The following is a 17,897-nucleotide window of genomic DNA, read 5'->3' on the forward strand; positions in this document are numbered from 1 at the left end:
AACCCTCCTCCCCCCTCACCGGGGGAGGCTTCCCCCTACGACTCCCCGTCAGGAAGCTGCTCATCGCTATTAGCATAGATAGACAACCTATTTTTGCCCCCATTTTTCGCTTTATACATCGCAATATCGGCATGACGGAGAAGAGTATCCCTATCCTGTCCATGCTTAGGGTAGAAAGCGCCTCCAACACTCACACCGATCTGGCATAGCTGCCCATCAACCACAAACGGCGAACTGACCACAGCGATTGCCGTATCTCCAATCGCCTTTAACTCTCGCTTCTTCTCAACGGCGGGTAATAGGATAACAAACTCATCTCCGCCAATACGATAGAGAGGCAGATCAAGCTGATGCTGCTGCTTTAACCCATTGAGTAACCGATTACCAAACGCGGCCAACAGACCATCCCCCACCGCATGACCTAAGGTATCATTCACCTTTTTAAAATCATCCAAATCAAAAAACATAAGCGCAAACGGGAGCCGCTGCTCAACCTGTTCAGACAACGCCTTCTGAAAAGCGTGACGATTCGGCAGCGCCGTCACAGAGTCAAAATAGGCCAACCGCCGCTCCTGATGGTGATGGTGCTGTAGCTTCTGCTGCATTGTCGCTAGCGCCTCGGCCAAAATATGCAGCTCTCGATCACCGGCGAGGGGGATCTTATGCTCTAACTCCCCCTGACCAATCCTCTCTGCGGCTATCGCTAGAGCAGTCAACGGCTTAACCAGATAACCAGAGAGAATCTTCCCGACCCAAAAGGCCAGCACCAGCACCAGCGCGATAGTCGCAAGATAGACTAGCCCCATCTGCTGCCAAAAACTGGTGACCGAACTAGAGAAGGAGGCCTCCAGATAGCTCTGATACTGCTCCCCGACCGAAGTCGAGACATCCGCCACCAAATAGCCGAGCGTGAGCTCGCGATCACCTATTGCCTGATAGAAAATGAGGTGGCCATTACTAACCTCTCTAATTCGCTCCCCTTCGGTCAGCGGTATAATATCGACAGCACTAATATGGGTTTGATGATCAGGATAGGGACGATTCCCATCATGGACTAAATTCCAGTCGCTATCGGTCACATAGAGACCATAAATTTCATGATGATTCGCACTATATTTAAGTAAGCGCGTAATCTCATGAAAGCGATAGTTATAGAGCGGATCAAACAGATTATCGGCCATCGTTTGCATCAAAATTGTCGTTTTACGAATGACCTCCTCTTTCACCGCCTCATTCAGAGACTCCTTAGCTACTTTAAGTTGGCCTTTGACCGCAAAATGGGTGGTCGCTATCGAAATAGCGAGCACCACAATAACCACCAATAGTGTGGTAATAAAAAAAGTTAAGCTAATTCGGGTACGAAAGTTTTTCAATGCTAGGATAACTCTTGATGAAGGCAATAATCGAATTAATCTGCTCCAAATCGCGTTCGGTTAGCCGATTAAAACCGCTCGTCTTATCATAACTTCTCATGAGTTTACCCTCTGGCTCCTCCTCGGCTAAGGCTAATAGACTCTTAACTAATAACTCCCGCTGCCCCGAGGAGAGTTGGGTTGAAAAGAGTTCAATGCTACGAGGATATTGCTTCGACTGAAACAGTGGTCGCGTCTTATCTACCCAATCACGACTCATAAACTGCCGATTATGGTAGTCACTATCACTAAATAGCGCTGCCTGTACCAGATCAAGCTGCAACCAAGAGAGCGAATTCTCCTCATCATCGCTATGGACCAAATTAATTGAGTCCGCCTCAGCATCCTCTCTCGGTGATGAGAGCAGCTTGAGCGGTAATCCCCTCTCCATCAACTCGCGATAGAGTAGAAAAAAACCACTAAAGCTACCACTATCCTCGGTGGCAACCTTAGCGCCAACTAACTGCTCTAGGCTTGTATAGCGCTTATGGGCCACCAGCACCGAGCCATAATTTTTAACCCCCCCTTTATGCCGATTTAACAGCGGCACCATCACATTGGCCTCAACCAGTAGCGCGGCGGTATAGGCCGACTCACTAACCCAGTGCAACTCACCCTTTTGTGCTAACTGGAGTAGTTGAGCCGTATCTTCAGCCACCACCACCTTCGCTTGGGTAAACCCCAGCTCGGGCCGATTTGCGATGACATAGTCGGCTATCGGCTGCATTTTCGCCACCGTTTTTTGAATATTGCTGCTAACCCTGCTTATATAGAGCGTCTCAGCAGTCGCGGGTTGTAATAATAGAGTCGTCAAAATCAAAGCAAAAAATAGCGTGAGTTGCTGCATAATAGACTACTCCCCTATCGATAATCTTGGTTGTTTTTTGGGCAAGGTAAAGTTAAAAATGGCCCCCTGACCATCATGACGATTAGCCGCCTTAATACTGCCGCCATGGAGTCGGATTAGCTCTCGACTAAGCGCCAATCCCAAGCCAAGGCCATTGGCTTGACTATGGGAGTCACTCGATTTGGTGAAGGGTCTAAAGATTAGCTCCTCCTCCCCTGCGGGAATACCGATCCCCTCATCAATAACGGCCACCGATATCTCCTGAGAGTTGTCAAGACCACCAAGACTCTTATCACTCAAGATAATCGTCACTGTGGCCCCATGAGGGGAGAATCTCACCGCATTACTTAACAGATTGATAATAACACGCTCTATCTTCTCAGAATCTATCTCTACAATGAGAGGAGTGTTGGCAGTGTGAACCAGCACATTGACACTCTTTCTTTGCATCGTGGAGGATAGGGCACTACGGGCGTTATCCACAATAGTCACCATCTCTACCGGTTGGATATTTAAATCGATATATCCGCTCTCTAGTTTGGAGACATTGAGCAAATTCTCTACCATAATCAGTAAGCGTTTGCCACTCTCATGAATATAACTAAAATACCTCTTCTCCTGCTCATTCCCCCCACTATGCTCCATACCTATATTGGCAAAGCTGAGAATCGCGTGTAGTGGTGTTCTCATCTCATGCGAAACATTGGCCATAAAGAGTGATTTAGATAAGTTTGCCTGCTCTGCCTCCATCGATTTATAGATCGCCTGCTCATGCAGTGAAAAGGCTCGCAAGGAGGAGACAATTGAGGTAAAGAGTCGATCCCTTGTTAAATGCTGCTTCTCATAGTAGTTATTAATATTAAATCGTACAATCACATCCTGACTCGGAGCGATACCCGCCTGTCCGGTACGCAGTACGATTTGTACGACTTGGTTATCTAGCTCATTGCGAATATAGTTAACCAACTGTAGGCCGCTATCCTCACTCTCCATGACAACATCTAACAAAATCAGGGCAATATCACTATGCTCCGCTAGGAGCTGTCGCCCCTCCTCGGCAGAATAGGCGTGTACAAACTCAAACGATCTCCCTTGATAGTGGTGGTGTCGCATCGATAGCTGAGTCACCTGATGCACATCCGGCTCATCATCAATCAGGGCTATTTTCCATCGCCCCTCCTCCCCCTCTCTCTCATTGTCAGCCTCATCCTCCTCCTCACAAAAGATAATCTCATCACTCTCTATCGCTGGTATGACTGAGTTCAAAATTGGCTCCTTAATATGGATTAAATCGGAAATATAATAGTAAAGCGGGTGCCACCTAAAGCGCTATTGCTCTCAACAGCGATCTCGCCATGAAGCACATCAGTGACTAGGTTATAGACAATATGGAGCCCTAGCCCACTCCCCCCTCGATGGCGTAGCGTCGTAAAAAAGGGATCAAAAATGTTACCGATAATCGCCTCTTCAATCCCCTTGCCACTATCTTGACAGATAAGGTGAATCGAACCTTTAGTTTCAAACAGCGTTATCTCAACCGAACCGTGACGACTCTGCTCTGATCCCGACTCTGAATCAAAAGCGTGCTCTAGTGCATTGAGCACTAAATTGGTAATAATTTGCGAGATAGCACTCGGCGAGGTCGTGACCACGATGGGTTGATGGGGAGAGTTCAATCGAACCGGTTGTGGATAGTGGCATAATGTCGGTTTCATACTATCTAATAGCTGTTGACAATACTCCCCTAACTCAAAGGTTCGTAGCTCATTACTCGTCTGATCGACTGCAATCGATTTAAAGTTTCTAATAATCTCATTAGCTCTGGAGAGGTTGGCGTGAATCAGTGCGGTAGAGTCACTCACTAGCTCTGAAAAATGAGTTAATAGTGAGCGTTTAAGCTGTCCTGCTCGAAGGAGATCGACTAACTTTGCCGCCTCGTCCTGAAGTGTGCTCGCGGCGGTGACCGCTATACCGATAGGGGTATTGACCTCATGGGCAACCCCCGCCACCAGACTCCCTAAATAGGCCATCTTCTCCCGCTGAATAAGCGCCTGCTGCGCCTGCTCTAGCTGCTTTTTGGTCAACTTAACCTCGGCAAGAGCACTCTTTAACAGCGCCAAACCACTTACGAAACCGCAATAGAGGCCCTCTTGGGTCACTAAAATCCCATTTTCGATTAAGTGGTTTCGATTGCGCTCAAACAGGGTGCTCACCTGCGCTACTGAGTCGAAATAGTCAGCCGTGAAGGGGGTGTGATCCATCATTACCGACACGCTACGGTGCCGATAGATATCGCGGCCATAGAGTTGTAGATACTTTATCTGAAAGTGAGTGCGAGAGATGATCCCGATAGGAGAGTTTTCGCTATCGACCACAGGTATTGCAGCCGCATCTGGTCGTAGCTTTAGCCACGATTCGGCATCAATACAGAGCGCGTCATCACTAAGCGCAGGATAGGGGGCCATAATCGCACCGAGATAGATGGCCGAGTCACTCTCGCTGCCTGCTTTTGTTAGAGATAGATTTCGAGACGCCACCTTCATCACCGCGCTATCAGTTAATAAGTCTGTACGACCCGTACACTACCTGTCACCGCACTCTCGATGGTCACCACACCAATCATATTTGGATCAGTACTGACCCTCTCAATAATTCGCTCTTTTGTCTCCACTTGGGGCGGTTTGCCTCGATTAGTAAATATCTTTTTAGCCCAATAGTTACGATATTGGCTACGACTTTTCTCTAGCACATTTTCAATAAAATAGAGGGTCTCGGGCTCATCACTACTCATCGAAATAGGTGTCGCTGGCCTACCATCGGCAAAACTCTTTGTCTTACCGAGAAAAATCGCCTTGATATCCTCTTTAGTGATCTCTGAGCGGTTATCAGGGTGGACAATAACAACCACTTCGCCGCTCGCCTCTGCCACGGCCCCTCCTATCATGAGCATAAGCAGCGAGAGGAGAGCGAGAATGAGTTGAGTAGCCATATATCTTTGCATCATAACCCCCCTGCCCTTAAATAATAAAATCGAGCGCAATGGTAAACAGTAGATCACGACCGGGATCGTCGCGATTATAGGCTGATGAGTGGTTGACATAAGAGGCACCCGCATCTCCGGCACGAGGACGAATCCAGTCGAGTTGGCTCTTTAGTATCATCTGTTCTGAGAGGCTATAGTTAACCCCCAACACCAAGGTGTCGTGCGCAATCGATGAGGCAGAGCGCACCCCCTCTAAGCTGGCCGCTAATGGGGGCTGAGTGACCTGCGCACTAATATCTCTGCCCGCACGCTCACGCCACCCCCAAGTCAGATGGAGTAACCACTTATCGAGATAGCGACCGACCGTTAGATAGGTCCCATCCGTTCCACTCAAATAGGAGTCAAATTCGGAGTGAATCATCTCTCCGGTAAGTAACCATTGGCCACTCTCATAGATAAAACCGCCATATAGATAGAGAGAGTCCGCCTCTTGATGGCTCATCTCCTCGGCCAAGCCATGATAACCGAGCTGAGATAGCGTGGTGACCAGCGCTGTAATAGCCGCCGGCTCTGCTGTCGTTGCCCCTGAAATCAGGCCCATTTGTAGGGTTATATTGTTATAAAAACCGGTAAAGTTAACAAAAATATTTTTATCAACACTCGCCTCGATCGGCTCTTCGTTAATATTTAAAATCTCCTCTGATGTGTAGATACCAAAGCGCGATTCAAGTGATACCCCCCCCAAATCGGCATGATAGCTCACCTCAACCCCATCGACATCATAGACCGGAATGGCTCCATAGACCTCTCTCGGTGGCCGAACCCAGGGTTGGGTATAGGTGACCAGTCGAGAGGCTGAGTGGATTAGATTAGGATTTTGATAGCGTCCTAGGGTAAAGTTCCAAGCGGGTGAGGGGGTATAGAGGAGTGAGGCGATCGTCACCGTCGGTGCAAAGTCGTTATCGCTCTTTTTGCTAAGCGCCGCCTGCAAAGAGCCCTCAATAGTGGGTGAGACTCGATAGTTAAGTTGTGCCCCCGCTTTAGAGTCAAGCTCAGCATCACAACGACGACTCCTTCCCGGCCCCTCAGAGAGGGAGTTGTGCCGAAAATCGGCTTCACTATTATCGAAACAGGCCATCGCCAAGGTGCCAAAACCGTATAGAGTCATCCGATCCGAGGCGGCCACAACCGTCGCGGCGGTTAAGAGCGATAGTGCTAGCGACAGATAGCCTGACCAGAGCAGCGTCGTACTATGTTTCACGCCCGCCCCCTATATAAATCGCGCTGAGAGGCTCTCCATCATACCGGCTAGGCGATTTAGATCGCCATTCGCGGTAGAGATAGAGTTAGAAAAGGTGTGAATCTCCTCTGAGAGCTGTTTAATTTGATGAATATGACGATTCATTTCGCTACCACTATACTCCTGCTCCTGCGCTGCCCCTAAAATAATGGTATTGGCGGCAGAGATAGAGCTCACCGCGACTGAGATATGTTTAATCGACTGCCCTGCCCGTTCAGCAATCTCGACGGTGACCGCTGTCTGCTGCTCACCCGACTGCATCGAATTGACCGCCTGTTGGGTGGTATTTTGCAGCCGCTCAATCGTGGCCTGAATATCTTGGGTCGATTGCTGAGTGCGCCCAGCCAAAATCCGTACCTCATCGGCCACCACCGCAAAGCCTCGTCCCTGTTCACCGGCCCGCGCCGCTTCGATAGCTGCGTTGAGCGCCAGAAGATTGGTCTGCTCGGCAATACCCCGAATCACATCGAGTACCGAGCTCACCTCAATCACATCAGTTTCGACATTTTGAATCGCATCGGCACTATTTTTAACGACTGTAGCGAGCTGCTGCATCGAGTTCACCGTCTGCGTCACCTCCTGCTGACCGCTACACGACATCTCATCGACCTGACTGGCCTGCTCGGCGGCAATCTCTACCTGACGGCTCACCTCTGCGAGTGCTTGTGACATCTGCGCCATATCGCGCGAGAGATTATCGGTCTCCGAACGCTGTTTAGCGATGAGCTGATTACTCTGCTCGGTAATGGCCGTTAACTTTTGCGCCGAGTCAATTAAATTGCCCGACATCTGCTTAATATCGCGAATGATATCTCCTAACGCCGATTGCAGTGTGATCGCGCTCTGTGCGATACGACCAAACTCATCTTCTGAACTGTAGCGAATAGGCTGCGTAAAGTCCCCTTGAGCTAACTGCTCTAAGTGGTAGCTCATCTGCTCAGCCGGTTTGGCAATTTGGCTCTTCATTACCCAAAGGGAGGTGATGCTGACCACCATAAACGCCAATAACATCAGCAGTGAACTCGACTGAATCACCCCCTGCCCGTTGGCAATTGTCTCTGACCAGCGGTTGCGGGCACTCTCTGAGATAAGTTGAGCCGCCTCCTCTAGCTGCGTTGTCGGTGCCCGATCGATCCCCTTTACCGCCCGATCCACCGCCTTATGATCGTAGCCTGAGGCGATCAATGTCTGTCGCCCCTCTCGGTAGGCCTGCCCCATGACTTGATAGGAGGCGACAAACTGTTGTAGTTTGCTTTTAACCTCCCCTGGGGCTAAGCGCGTTAGTAACTGATCGGCTAACTGCTGAATCTGCTGCTCCTGTTGCTGAAAACTGCGCCAATACTTCTCCATTTGAGTCGGATCGTCGCCCCGTAACAGTACATTTTTCCACTCCTGCACCTGTTTTTTAAAGGTAATGACCATTAGGATCACCTCCCGCTCATCGGTGAGCTCTTGCTGCGCGACCCTGTCAATATCACCAATCCCCGACCAGGTCGTATAAAAACCGTAAAAGACTACCGACCCGACAACCACCATGCCCACCAGAATAATGGCAAACAGTTTTGCCCCGATATTTCGTTTAAAATAGCCCATACCCTACTCTCATTCAAAAAGAAGAAAACTCGACCCTACTCATCAACAAAACCGTAACTGTTTCTGCCCGATTTTTTGATCTCATACATTCGCTCATCGGCCCGCTCTAATAACGCTTTGGCCTCAATATCAGTGCCACGGGGAATCAGATAGATACCGATACTCGCCCCGACCTGTGCGCTCTGCCCTGCGGCACATAAAATTTTAGTGCCAATTTTTTGCAATAACTCCACGGCAATACGCTCCGCCACGGCTTTAGTTGCCTCACTTAACAGAATGACAAACTCATCCCCACCTAAACGGGCAATAAAATCGCTTTCGCGTACCGTATCGGCGATACGCCGAGTCACACTTTTTAAAACATCATCTCCGGCGGCGTGACCTAAGGTATCATTGACCTGTTTAAAGTGGTCAAGATCGATCATCATCACTGTCATTGAGCACTCACCGCGATGGACGCTCGCTAACATCCACTCCAGCCTCTCATTAAAACCGAGCCGGTTTGCAACCTGAGTCAATGGATCGATACGGGCGTGGGATTGGGCGAGCTGCGCCTCCATCTTTAATTCGGTAATATCGTTCAATACCCCCTGCATCACCCCATTGCCAATCGGGGTTAGGTTAACTTTTAGCCATCTGACGGTCTGATCTTGTGAGGCTTTGACCTGAATATCGAAATCAACCTGCTGCTGCTTATCGATTGCCGACTCAAATAGTTTTCTAATTTCAGTATCAAAGCCGACTAGCCTCTCTATAAAGTGCATCTTACTATCTTGACTATCGATATCGGAGTCAACGATACACTCTTTACAGGCTCGATTCGCCGAGAGCAGAGTCCCTTCGGGGGTAAAGGTAAAGATGCAGGTGGAGGTGTTTTCAAGAATCGAGTGGTACTGCCGTCGCTGAATCTCATGCTGTTGTCGCAGCTCTCGCTCACTCTCTAGCGATTGAAACATACTATTAATTAACCGATTAATATAGTTAATCAGCGCACCAATCTCATTCTTCTCATCCTCCGGCTGGCAACATAGTGTCTCACCATAATCGCACTTGACCCGATTGAGCTGTTCGATTAAGCCTCTTATTTTTGGAGAGATAACTGACTGTAACAGCAGCAGCAGGGCGACGATGCCGATCAGGGTCTGACCGATCACCGGAATGACCACATAGAGCAGCGATGTCTGCACTGTCCGTTGTAGCTCACTTTGGTCTAGCTCAATAATAATTTTACCGACGCTCTGTTGCGCCTCAAAGGGGGAGTAGAGTAGGCGACTCATGGAGCGGCTATCCTGCTGCTGCCTAGCAGAGGGCTTAGTATCGCTTGCTAATGGCGACTGAGTACTGCCATAGAGGGCCACTTTAGCGATTAAACGGCTGCTTAATAACCCATTGACAATCTCCGTCGCAGCGCCAGTGTCATTGAGATAGCAGGCAATGTTAGCGGTCGGCTCGATCACATTAATCAGCGCATTAATGCTCTCTACCGCCTCCCTCTCCGCTCTATCGGCAGTAAATAGGTAACCGGCGACGCTAGTGATTAGACCGACAAAAGAGACGATCCCTAAAATACGCCACAAAGTATAGGATACAAGGCTGTGTCGAACCGAAATAGCCGCCATCAACTACTCCTTTAGGGTGAAGACTACGGTTAGACCTGAGAGCTCTTCACCAGCAGGAAGGTAACCGATAGCCCCTGGGTTATCTCGCACACTCTGCCTAATCTCCGCGAGTGAAGCGAGTTGGCGTGGGGGCGAGTTTTGACCAGAGAAGATCAGTCGCGCCCAGTAGGAGTTAATTTCGGAGATCTCCCGCTCCATTAGCTGCTGATAGAACTGCGCCTTTAGGGCATTGTTACCCGCTAGCTCAACCGGCAGTGCAATACGCCCCTCCCCTAGTGTCCGCTGCCGTCCCATGTAGAGGTTGATCACCTCCGATTTAGTTAGCTGCGACACCTCACTCTGCGGGCTGACGACAACCCATATCTCACCTAGCCCATTCGCGTGAATTAGAGCGCTGATAAGCAGCAGAGACGCGGTGAGACTCCAGTAGCTAATCCGATAACTTAGTTGATAACTATACATCTCTAAAACACCATATCTATCACAATAGAGCTGATACTATTCTCCTGATCCCACCTTTCAAGATCATCGACATACCAGAGCAGGGAGGGCTTTATCGCACTTTTAACTCGATCAAATTGCAGTTTAAGCGCGATCGTATCACTCAAATCGTATCGTCCCCCGATGGAGAGGGTACGCTGATCTAACTCGCCTTCAGCGACCGCCATCGCTATTAAGGGATCGAGCTCCGGTGCCACACTTACCGGCGTCACACTCTCAGATCTCACTCCTGACACCATAAAATAGGGAGTCCAGCGTTGGAGCCGGTAGCCGAGACTGATATAGGCCGAGAGGTTATCGGAGATCGCCAAAGTCTCGCTCTCGATTCGCCCTAGAGCGCTCTGAACTCGCCACCTCCCCTTTTCGTACCCCACACCAAAGCTATAGTAGCGTAAGGTTTTATCCCTCATCGCCAACTGCTCAGCCAGTGTCTGATTCCCGTTGGCCACGATTTGGCTGAGCTGGGTGATTGAGGGATCTTCATCGTTCAACTTAAGCCCCGATAGGGTAAGTTTATAGAACCAATCGATACCCTGATACTCAGCTAAGAGACCGTAGAGAGGAGAGTCGCTAAAATCGAGCTGATTGGCATTAAAGCCGGGAAACTTCTGATTTGCCAGACCATAAAAGCCCTTCACTTTGAACACCCCCTGCTTAAGCGATAGATATTGACTGAGATCGACACCATCGAATCGGGAGACATTAATCACGCCATAGTAGTCAACCGGCGGTCTAACCCAGAGGTAGGAGTAACCTATATCACGCGAATCGGAACGAAAAAAGATATCGAGCCCTAAGCGACCTAAGCGGAGTTCGGCCTCAGGTAATAGCCTATATTTTAGGTAGGCCCAGCTCAATTCAGGGGTAAAACTCTCATCATAGCGGTAGCGACTCAGTAGCTGAATTCCACCGCTTAACTGCTCATTAGCACGATAGTTAAGCTGCACTCCAGCCCTCGTATCGAGTTGATAGGAGAGGGTATCAATCCCCCTCCCGGGCTGTGCCACATTGCGCACATAGACTGCATCATCGTCACTATTATAGACAGCCCCAACAGAGGCAAAACCGTTAAGCGCTAAACTCTCGGAGAGCGCCATAGCATACAGGGGGAGAGAGGCGAGTGCGGTAACGACCGCTAGCGCTAATCTGCTCCCTGTTTTAATCTTTAAAGCGTTCATAGATCGATAATACCCTCTCTTTTTCACTTATTAAGGCTGAAATCATGTCAGGATCAAACTGCTCTCCCGACATCTCCTCCATGTAAGCAAAGACTTTGTCATAGCTCCACGCCGGCTTATAACAGCGGCGACTACAGAGAGCATCAAAGACATCGGCCACCGCCGTAATTCGCCCCTCCACACTAATCGCCTCCCCCTTTAAGCCATTCGGATAGCCCTTACCATTCCAATGTTCATGGTGATCACGAGCGATACGGCTAGCGAGTTGAATAATGCGTTTATTCGACTTAGCCAGCATACGATACCCCTCTTCAGCATGGGTTTTCATCACCTGCCACTCCTCTGCATCGAGTTTGCCGGGTTTATTTAAAATTGCATCGGGAATAGCAATTTTGCCCACATCATGCAGCGGCGAGGCCCATTTGATTAATTCAGCCTGTTTACTGCCTAAGCCAATCTTGTTTGCCAACAGCTCTGAGAGTTCAGAGACCCGAGTAATATGGTTGCCAGTCTCTTTAGAGCGCGTCTCAACCGCCCCCCCGAGCAGATAGACCATCTCCCACTGCGCCTGCTCAATCTCATCGTTTAAGATAATATTTTCAAACGCCACCAAAGCGTTGTGGCAGTAGATCGAGGCGAGTTTAGAGTGGAGTGGCGTAAACCCCTCTAACGCCCCACAGATAGCCAAAATATAGCGCTCCTGCTCCTTACCTAGATAGGAGGCGACAAAGTAGTTATCGTCATAGTAGAAACGGAATCGTTCTTGCTGCTGATTAATATCATTCAGAAACCCATCGGGGAGCTTTTTGACGACATTGCCACTATTAGGATCGTAATCCCCTGTTCCGGCGATGATCCGCAAATTTTGCCCCTTCTCATATCCGGCCATCATGTGATCTATCTTCAGCAGCGCCGCATCATCACCAAACTTAAATAGGGAGAGTATTTGCAACATCACCCCTTGGGCAAATTCGCCTAAGTTAGGTGATTCAAATATCTTTGCCGTTGACTCCAGCACCTTCTCTAACCCCGATTTCATCTGCTCTTGCTGCACAATAAACTCATAGGTTTTCAGACAGGCGTGCATGAGCGTGGTCAATTTGGTGCGAGTAAGCTCGGTCTTCTCTTTATAGTCGTTAATATCGTAACGACTAATCACCTCCTCCTCGGGTGCCTGCCCCGGTTGACCGGTACGCAACACAATGCGGGTAAAGTGGTTATGATCGATTGCCCGAATATCTTTAACCAGATCGAGCCCGGCACTCTCGCTCTCCATCACCACATCGAGCAGACAGACGGCAATATCGTGGTGCTGTTGAAATAGCTCACGCCCTTCCGCCGCGCTATAGGCACTAAAAAATTGTAGCGGCCGACCATGAAACTGGTACTCCCCGAGTACCATTTTGGTCACTTTGTGAATCTGCTCCTCATCATCGATAATCGCAACCTTCCAAGGTTTATACAGCGGCTCGGTCATTGCGCCTGTTTGCGCAGCGCCCTCAGACTCATCCTCATCGATAAACTCAAAATCGTCCTCATCTATCATATCAGTTTCAACTTCTCTCTCACTATCAATCCAATCGCTCTGGAAGTATGATTGTAAAACGGCACCCCTCATTAGGCGCACTATGACAATCGATACTCCCCTTTAATTTTTGGGTAACTAAGTTATAGACAATATGCATGCCTAAGCCAGTTCCCCCTTGACCACGCCGAGTGGTATAGAAGGGATCAAAAATTTTATCCAGACTCTCTTGCGCCATCCCTTTGCCACTATCACGATAGCGTAGCTCAATCCCTTGAGGCTGTTGTGTCAGAGTGATCGCGATCTCCCCTGCCACTGAGCCGTCCTCAAAACCGTGGATAATCGAATTAGAGATAAAATTGGTCATTATTTGTGCCAGAGCACCCGGGTAGGTGGTTATCTCTACCTTATCGGCAAAGTCGGTAATCAGTTCGATTTGGGTATGTTTCCACTTCGGTCGCAGGCTACTTAACACCTCTTGCAGGTAGTCACCAAGGTTAAGCGTTCTAATCTCCTCAATCGATTGGTCCACCGCCACCTGTTTAAAGTTTTTAATCAGTTCAGCGGCGCGAGTTAGATTGGCTTGCAACATCACCACCCCCTCATCGACCTGCTCGACATAGTTCACTAGCGAGGATTTTTTCATCTTCCCCTCCTGTAGTAGCAGCGAGAAGCGGCGACTCTCCTCCGCTAGGTGTGAGGTGGCGGTAATACTGACCCCTAACGGCGTATTGATCTCATGGGCCACACCGCTAACCAATCCGCCTAACGCCGCCATCTTCTCCGATTTGATTAACTCAGATTGCGCCGCCTCTAATGCAGTTGTTCGCTCGGCCACCCGCTGCTCTAGGGTCTCGTTCTGCCGCTCAATAATAGTCATCATGCGGTTGTTTGAGGCGATTAGATAACCTAATGTCGCGATAAACATTAGGTTAATCACCCCTAAGATAATCCCTGAGAGGTGGAGATGGGAGGCGACCGTCTCCGATCTAGAGAGGGTCGCAATAAAATTAGCGTAACTCTGCTGCCGAAAAGTTTGCGCCATGGTCTCAAACTGCTGTAGCTCAACATTCATCCGCTCGCTATCGGGCAGCCACACATCGGCGTTGACAGCGCCGTTAATCATCTGTTGCGCCACCTCGCCACTAGCCGAAGTATAGCGATCTAGCTGCGCAATCAGCCGCTCTACTTCGAGCTTAACGGCCTCATAGCGCGTTAACTCATCGAGTGCGGCCCGCATCTCGACAACCACTCTGTTTGCGTCAACAACCATCTCGATTTCGCCAATGAGTACCGCCTGTAGATAGAGATCTTTAATCTGCTCTAAACGAAACAGCGTCTGATCCATCGTCTCAAGTAGCGGATAGTGGTAATCTTTAACACTATCGAGTCGCGATCTATTTTCGGCAGAGTTTTTTAAACTAAACCACTGAAAAGCCAAAAAAAGCACTACCGCTATGAGCAGAATATAGTGGTAATTTTTAAACTTGATCATGCGCTAATATCTTACTTAGGCTCTTTTGAATGGGGGTGGAAACGGGCTATCTTGTCACAAGAGAGTGTCACTTTTGTGTCGCCTCTATTGCGAATTAAATAAATTGAGTAGCTGCTGAGATTGACGCACGACATCGTAATAGCTATCGCCATGAGCCACAAAGCTGATCGGTGCGGCATTTACCTCGCTCTCACTACGATAGTTGACTACCGCTTCAGTTATCTTCTCGACTCTCGCCTGATCCAGATGCGGTGCGACCACCAGTGTCGATTCGGGATAGGGGGGGCTCTTGTCGATAATATGAAAAATATCCCCATACTGCTGTACCGATTGAAGGTAACGGTTACGGCTCAAAGCGGCAACATCGATGGAGCCTGCGACCAGCGCCTGTGCTAGCTTTGAGCTTTTACGCAAGAAAAATATCTCATTAAAGTAGCTCTGATAGTCGATCCCCTGTTTCGATAACATTAAGATAGGTAGCAGATAGCCACTCGTCGAGCCCACATCTTTTAAACCTAGCCGGCTCTGTTTCAGATCCGCCACCTGTCTGAAGCGACTCTGCTTGAGTGAGACCAGATAGGTCTGAAAACTATCACTCAAGCCGCCATCACGACTGCGCATCTGAATCGTCGCGACATATCGTAACTGCGGCAGTGTTGACGCTATCTGCACATATTGCGCAGCAGAGATAATCGCAATATCGCTCAACTCATGCTGTAACGCATAAGATAGATCATCATAGCGATGGTGGATAACCATCTTTACATCGGTAGCGAGCTGCTGCGACAGGTAGGCGATTAGCTCGCCATACTGCGCCTCCCGCTCTGTCTGCGTCCGACCGGGGGAGACAGAGAAGATGAGCCCCTCTGAGGCAGAGAGAGACCCACCGAGGGGTAGCAGTAGCAGCAAAATCAACATGGCTCTCCCTCTCATCGACTCTCCTCCTCTAAGGGTGGCAGCTCAAAGGGGGTCGCCCCTAACAGAGGCTGCATATAGATAAGCCCGCCGTGGGGACGGTTAATATCGGCCTCAAAGAAGAGATACTCAAACAGCCTATCGGCCTCAGTCGCGGCGACAACGACCGAGAGGGTATCTTTTTCGGTCGTCTCGCCGACACCGCGATGGCGTAATGGAGTTATCCGTCCTACCCCGCGACCGTGGTGAATATTCACCCGACTCACCCCCTTGTCATAGACCAACTTCTCGATAATGGGCGCAGCGCGTCCGACAGGGAGGATGGCGGTAATTAACTTCTGTTCGGTTAATAGTGGCATTCGCTACCCCTCCTCCCCCCGCTCCTGTGCCGCTATTTTGTTTAAAATATCGGCCGGAATAAAGGTCGCTGCCTTCTCCACCGGAGTGACCCATAAAAATCCCATCCCCGGGGTATCGAAGCGACCGGCACTATAGATACGATCAACAATATGATCGACCTGATCACTAGAGACCACGATATTAATCACCTCCTTTTCGGCATCGATCGTTAGACCTAAAATACCCAACCGCTCCCGCACCCCGCGACCGAAAGCGTAGTGAATACTCGCCCCCTGCGCCCCCCCCTCCTGCGCTGCCTGCACCACCGCATCGGCGTGCCCTTTTGGCACCGCAGCCGTAATGAGTGCTACATCGGTTAAAATAACAATCTCTTTTTTACTCATGCCCCACTCCCTCTCTCTTTGTCGCTAACGACGGCGCTGCTGCTAACCCACTATCGTAGTCAAGATGGCGCCGTTTAACCTTCCAGTTGACCCATAACCCAGTTAGTAGCACCGACAGAATCGGCCCAATAGAGGCCATGGCCAAAATACCAAACCCCTCTACTGCCCCCACAGCGGTGCCAAATCCCAACCCCATGGAGAGCACCAGCGGCACCGTCACCGGCCCTGTAGTCACACCGGCGCTATCCCAGGCGATATTGACAAACTCCTCGGTCGATAACCAAGTTAATACCACCGCGAGCAGATAGGCCGGCAGCAAAATCGCCACCAAAGGGATGGTAAAGATAATTTTAGCCACCCCTACCGCAATGCCACAGCCGACTCCGATAGAGACCGCCAGCATCAATAGCCGTTTAGGAAAGGCGCCATTGGTGAGATTCTCCACCGTCATCCCCAGTGCATTTAGCGCCGGTTCTGCCAGTGTCGCACCAAAGCCCAACACCCAAGCAAATAGCAGCGCGATCAGAATACCGACCAGATAACTATAGAGGGGGGAGTCAGCCACCGCCGAAATCGTCGTAAAGGCCGCCGGCACCAGACTACCAGACTGACTACCCAACTTAGCCAGACCGTAGGTTAGCCCTAGACTGAAGATAATCATCCCCACCACCGCCAAGGCAATGCCGAAAAAGAGGTGCCCGGGCTGCTTTAAGCGCTCCTTTAACACCCACACCAGCACCGCGAGCAGAAATAGCACCAGCGGCACAATGGCCCGAACCCCACCCACAATCTCACTCCAAGGCGAGCGACTCCACTCAGTTGCCACCTCAGCCGCCTGCGATCCGGCCACTGCCAACCTAATCTCATCGACGCTGCTCTGTTGAGAGACAAACAGCGCCAACAACATCACCGCAATAATAGGAAACAGCGACGCGAGCGTCACAATGCCAAACCCCGACGAGCTATTGTGCCCCTTACCGGCGGCGGCGGCGATCCCGATCCCAAGACTTAAGACCAGCGGTACGGTGACCGGCCCAGTCGTTACCGCCCCACTATCCCACGCCAACCCCAATACCGGACGCAAATCACTATCCAGACTCAAATAGAGGGTCAATAGCAGGGTCGGAGTGAGCGTCAGATAGATAAGCGGCTTTAGGCTCCAGCCATATAAAAAGCGCAAAGTACCGAGTATCGCCGCTCCCCCCACACCCGCACCCACCACGAGCACCAGCACCTCAGACCACTCATTGAGCAGCAGATAGAGATAGGGGGCGGCGTTGACATCGACTATCGAACCGGCAGTCTTTAGCGCCCCGATCGCCGGCTCGGCAAAGGTGACCCCAATGCCGAGCAGAAACGCAATAAGCAGCACCACCGGCAGTGTTGCCCGAGTCGGCAACGAATGACCAATGAGCTCACCAAACGGCATGAGGCCAATCTTCAGCCCCTCCATAAATAGCATTAGCCCCATAATCACCGCCACTAGCCCTGCGGCAATGACACCGGCGTCGGTAACCTCTTGGCGCAAAATCACCACCTGCAGCAGCACCAGATAGAGCGCTAGGGGGACCACCGCCTGCAACTGCTCTTTAAGCCTAACCCCTACGTAGGGGGCAATCAGCCGCCAAGCATCAATTAGACGCAGTTTAAGCAGTGGCGCTTTATAGGGGATCTCACCTCCCTGCTCATCATAGCGCGGCTTTGGGGTCAGGTGGTTATAGCTCACCCGATAGTGGTGAGCGTTAACCTCGCGGGTAAAGGCGGCAAAACGGATAGAACGAGGCAC

At 50.2% G+C, this 17,897-nt stretch carries 16 protein-coding genes; all 16 read right to left on the bottom strand.

Annotated features, from left to right (window positions below; all coding sequences use genetic code 11):
• Window positions 1–35: 35 nt before the first annotated feature.
• Window positions 36–1,373, bottom strand: a complete 1,338-nt coding sequence (locus D5085_15435) for a diguanylate cyclase (GenBank protein ID QEP44395.1) — start codon at window positions 1,371–1,373, stop codon at window positions 36–38.
• Window positions 1,348–2,259, bottom strand: a complete 912-nt coding sequence (locus D5085_15440) for a hypothetical protein (protein ID QEP44396.1) — start codon at window positions 2,257–2,259, stop codon at window positions 1,348–1,350. Before D5085_15440 ends, D5085_15435 begins: the two co-directional genes overlap by 26 nt.
• A 6-nt stretch (window positions 2,260–2,265) precedes the next feature.
• A complete protein-coding gene (locus tag D5085_15445; GenBank protein ID QEP44397.1) occupies window positions 2,266–3,525 on the bottom strand; it encodes a response regulator in 1,260 nt (419 codons plus the stop codon).
• Between the two features lie 20 nt (window positions 3,526–3,545).
• On the bottom strand, window positions 3,546–4,802 hold the full coding sequence (locus tag D5085_15450) for a hypothetical protein (protein ID QEP44398.1): 1,257 nt from the start codon (window positions 4,800–4,802) through the stop codon (window positions 3,546–3,548).
• A gap of 14 nt (window positions 4,803–4,816) precedes the next feature.
• On the bottom strand, window positions 4,817–5,260 hold the full coding sequence (locus D5085_15455; protein ID QEP44399.1) for a phosphate ABC transporter substrate-binding protein: 444 nt from the start codon (window positions 5,258–5,260) through the stop codon (window positions 4,817–4,819).
• A gap of 16 nt (window positions 5,261–5,276) precedes the next feature.
• Window positions 5,277–6,503 carry a hypothetical protein gene (locus D5085_15460; GenBank protein ID QEP44400.1) on the bottom strand — a complete coding sequence of 409 codons (1,227 nt, stop codon included), beginning with the start codon at window positions 6,501–6,503 and terminating at the stop codon, window positions 5,277–5,279.
• Window positions 6,504–6,512: 9 nt separating this feature from the next.
• The gene (locus D5085_15465; protein QEP44401.1) at window positions 6,513–8,135 is read right to left on the bottom strand and encodes a methyl-accepting chemotaxis protein; all 1,623 of its coding nucleotides are present in this window, start codon (window positions 8,133–8,135) and stop codon (window positions 6,513–6,515) included.
• 35 nt (window positions 8,136–8,170) lie between these two features.
• Window positions 8,171–9,754: a sensor domain-containing diguanylate cyclase gene (locus D5085_15470; protein QEP44402.1), complete on the bottom strand. Its 1,584-nt coding sequence runs from the start codon at window positions 9,752–9,754 to the stop codon at window positions 8,171–8,173.
• Window positions 9,755–9,757: 3 nt separating this feature from the next.
• The gene (locus tag D5085_15475) at window positions 9,758–10,216 is read right to left on the bottom strand and encodes a hypothetical protein (GenBank protein QEP44403.1); all 459 of its coding nucleotides are present in this window, start codon (window positions 10,214–10,216) and stop codon (window positions 9,758–9,760) included.
• A 2-nt stretch (window positions 10,217–10,218) separates the two neighbouring features.
• Window positions 10,219–11,433, bottom strand: a complete 1,215-nt coding sequence (locus tag D5085_15480; GenBank protein QEP44404.1) for a porin — start codon at window positions 11,431–11,433, stop codon at window positions 10,219–10,221.
• A complete protein-coding gene (locus D5085_15485; protein ID QEP44405.1) occupies window positions 11,414–13,051 on the bottom strand; it encodes a DUF3369 domain-containing protein in 1,638 nt (545 codons plus the stop codon). Before D5085_15485 ends, D5085_15480 begins: the two co-directional genes overlap by 20 nt.
• Window positions 13,005–14,453, bottom strand: coding sequence for a sensor histidine kinase (locus D5085_15490; GenBank protein ID QEP44406.1), 1,449 nt, complete (start codon window positions 14,451–14,453; stop codon window positions 13,005–13,007). The genes D5085_15485 and D5085_15490 overlap by 47 nt, the downstream gene beginning before the upstream one ends.
• Window positions 14,454–14,537: 84 nt before the next feature.
• A complete protein-coding gene (locus tag D5085_15495; GenBank protein ID QEP44407.1) occupies window positions 14,538–15,386 on the bottom strand; it encodes a hypothetical protein in 849 nt (282 codons plus the stop codon).
• A complete protein-coding gene (locus tag D5085_15500; protein ID QEP44408.1) occupies window positions 15,383–15,727 on the bottom strand; it encodes a hypothetical protein in 345 nt (114 codons plus the stop codon). The genes D5085_15495 and D5085_15500 overlap by 4 nt, the downstream gene beginning before the upstream one ends.
• A gap of 3 nt (window positions 15,728–15,730) precedes the next feature.
• Window positions 15,731–16,111 carry a P-II family nitrogen regulator gene (locus D5085_15505; protein ID QEP44409.1) on the bottom strand — a complete coding sequence of 127 codons (381 nt, stop codon included), beginning with the start codon at window positions 16,109–16,111 and terminating at the stop codon, window positions 15,731–15,733.
• Entirely contained in the window at window positions 16,104–17,897 is a 1,794-nt protein-coding gene (locus tag D5085_15510; GenBank protein ID QEP44410.1) for a DUF1538 domain-containing protein, read from the bottom strand. The genes D5085_15505 and D5085_15510 overlap by 8 nt, the downstream gene beginning before the upstream one ends.

The organism is Ectothiorhodospiraceae bacterium BW-2 (genome assembly GCA_008375315.1).
Taxonomy (GTDB): domain Bacteria; phylum Pseudomonadota; class Gammaproteobacteria; order Thiohalomonadales; family Thiohalomonadaceae; genus BW-2.

Excerpts from the sequence above, each read along its gene's own strand:
- D5085_15440 (QEP44396.1), bottom strand. The coding sequence starts at position 2,259 with ATGCAGCAACTCACGCTATTTTTTGCTTTGATTTTGACGACTCTATTA.
- D5085_15450 (QEP44398.1), bottom strand. The coding sequence starts at position 4,802 with ATGAAGGTGGCGTCTCGAAATCTATCTCTAACAAAAGCAGGCAGCGAG.
- D5085_15455 (QEP44399.1), bottom strand. The coding sequence starts at position 5,260 with ATGCAAAGATATATGGCTACTCAACTCATTCTCGCTCTCCTCTCGCTG.
- D5085_15465 (QEP44401.1), bottom strand. The coding sequence starts at position 8,135 with ATGGGCTATTTTAAACGAAATATCGGGGCAAAACTGTTTGCCATTATT.
- D5085_15470 (QEP44402.1), bottom strand. The coding sequence starts at position 9,754 with ATGGCGGCTATTTCGGTTCGACACAGCCTTGTATCCTATACTTTGTGG.
- D5085_15475 (QEP44403.1), bottom strand. The coding sequence starts at position 10,216 with ATGTATAGTTATCAACTAAGTTATCGGATTAGCTACTGGAGTCTCACC.
- D5085_15480 (QEP44404.1), bottom strand. The coding sequence starts at position 11,433 with ATGAACGCTTTAAAGATTAAAACAGGGAGCAGATTAGCGCTAGCGGTC.
- D5085_15485 (QEP44405.1), bottom strand. The coding sequence starts at position 13,051 with ATGAGGGGTGCCGTTTTACAATCATACTTCCAGAGCGATTGGATTGAT.
- D5085_15490 (QEP44406.1), bottom strand. The coding sequence starts at position 14,453 with ATGATCAAGTTTAAAAATTACCACTATATTCTGCTCATAGCGGTAGTG.
- D5085_15495 (QEP44407.1), bottom strand. The coding sequence starts at position 15,386 with ATGAGAGGGAGAGCCATGTTGATTTTGCTGCTACTGCTACCCCTCGGT.
- D5085_15500 (QEP44408.1), bottom strand. The coding sequence starts at position 15,727 with ATGCCACTATTAACCGAACAGAAGTTAATTACCGCCATCCTCCCTGTC.
- D5085_15505 (QEP44409.1), bottom strand. The coding sequence starts at position 16,111 with ATGAGTAAAAAAGAGATTGTTATTTTAACCGATGTAGCACTCATTACG.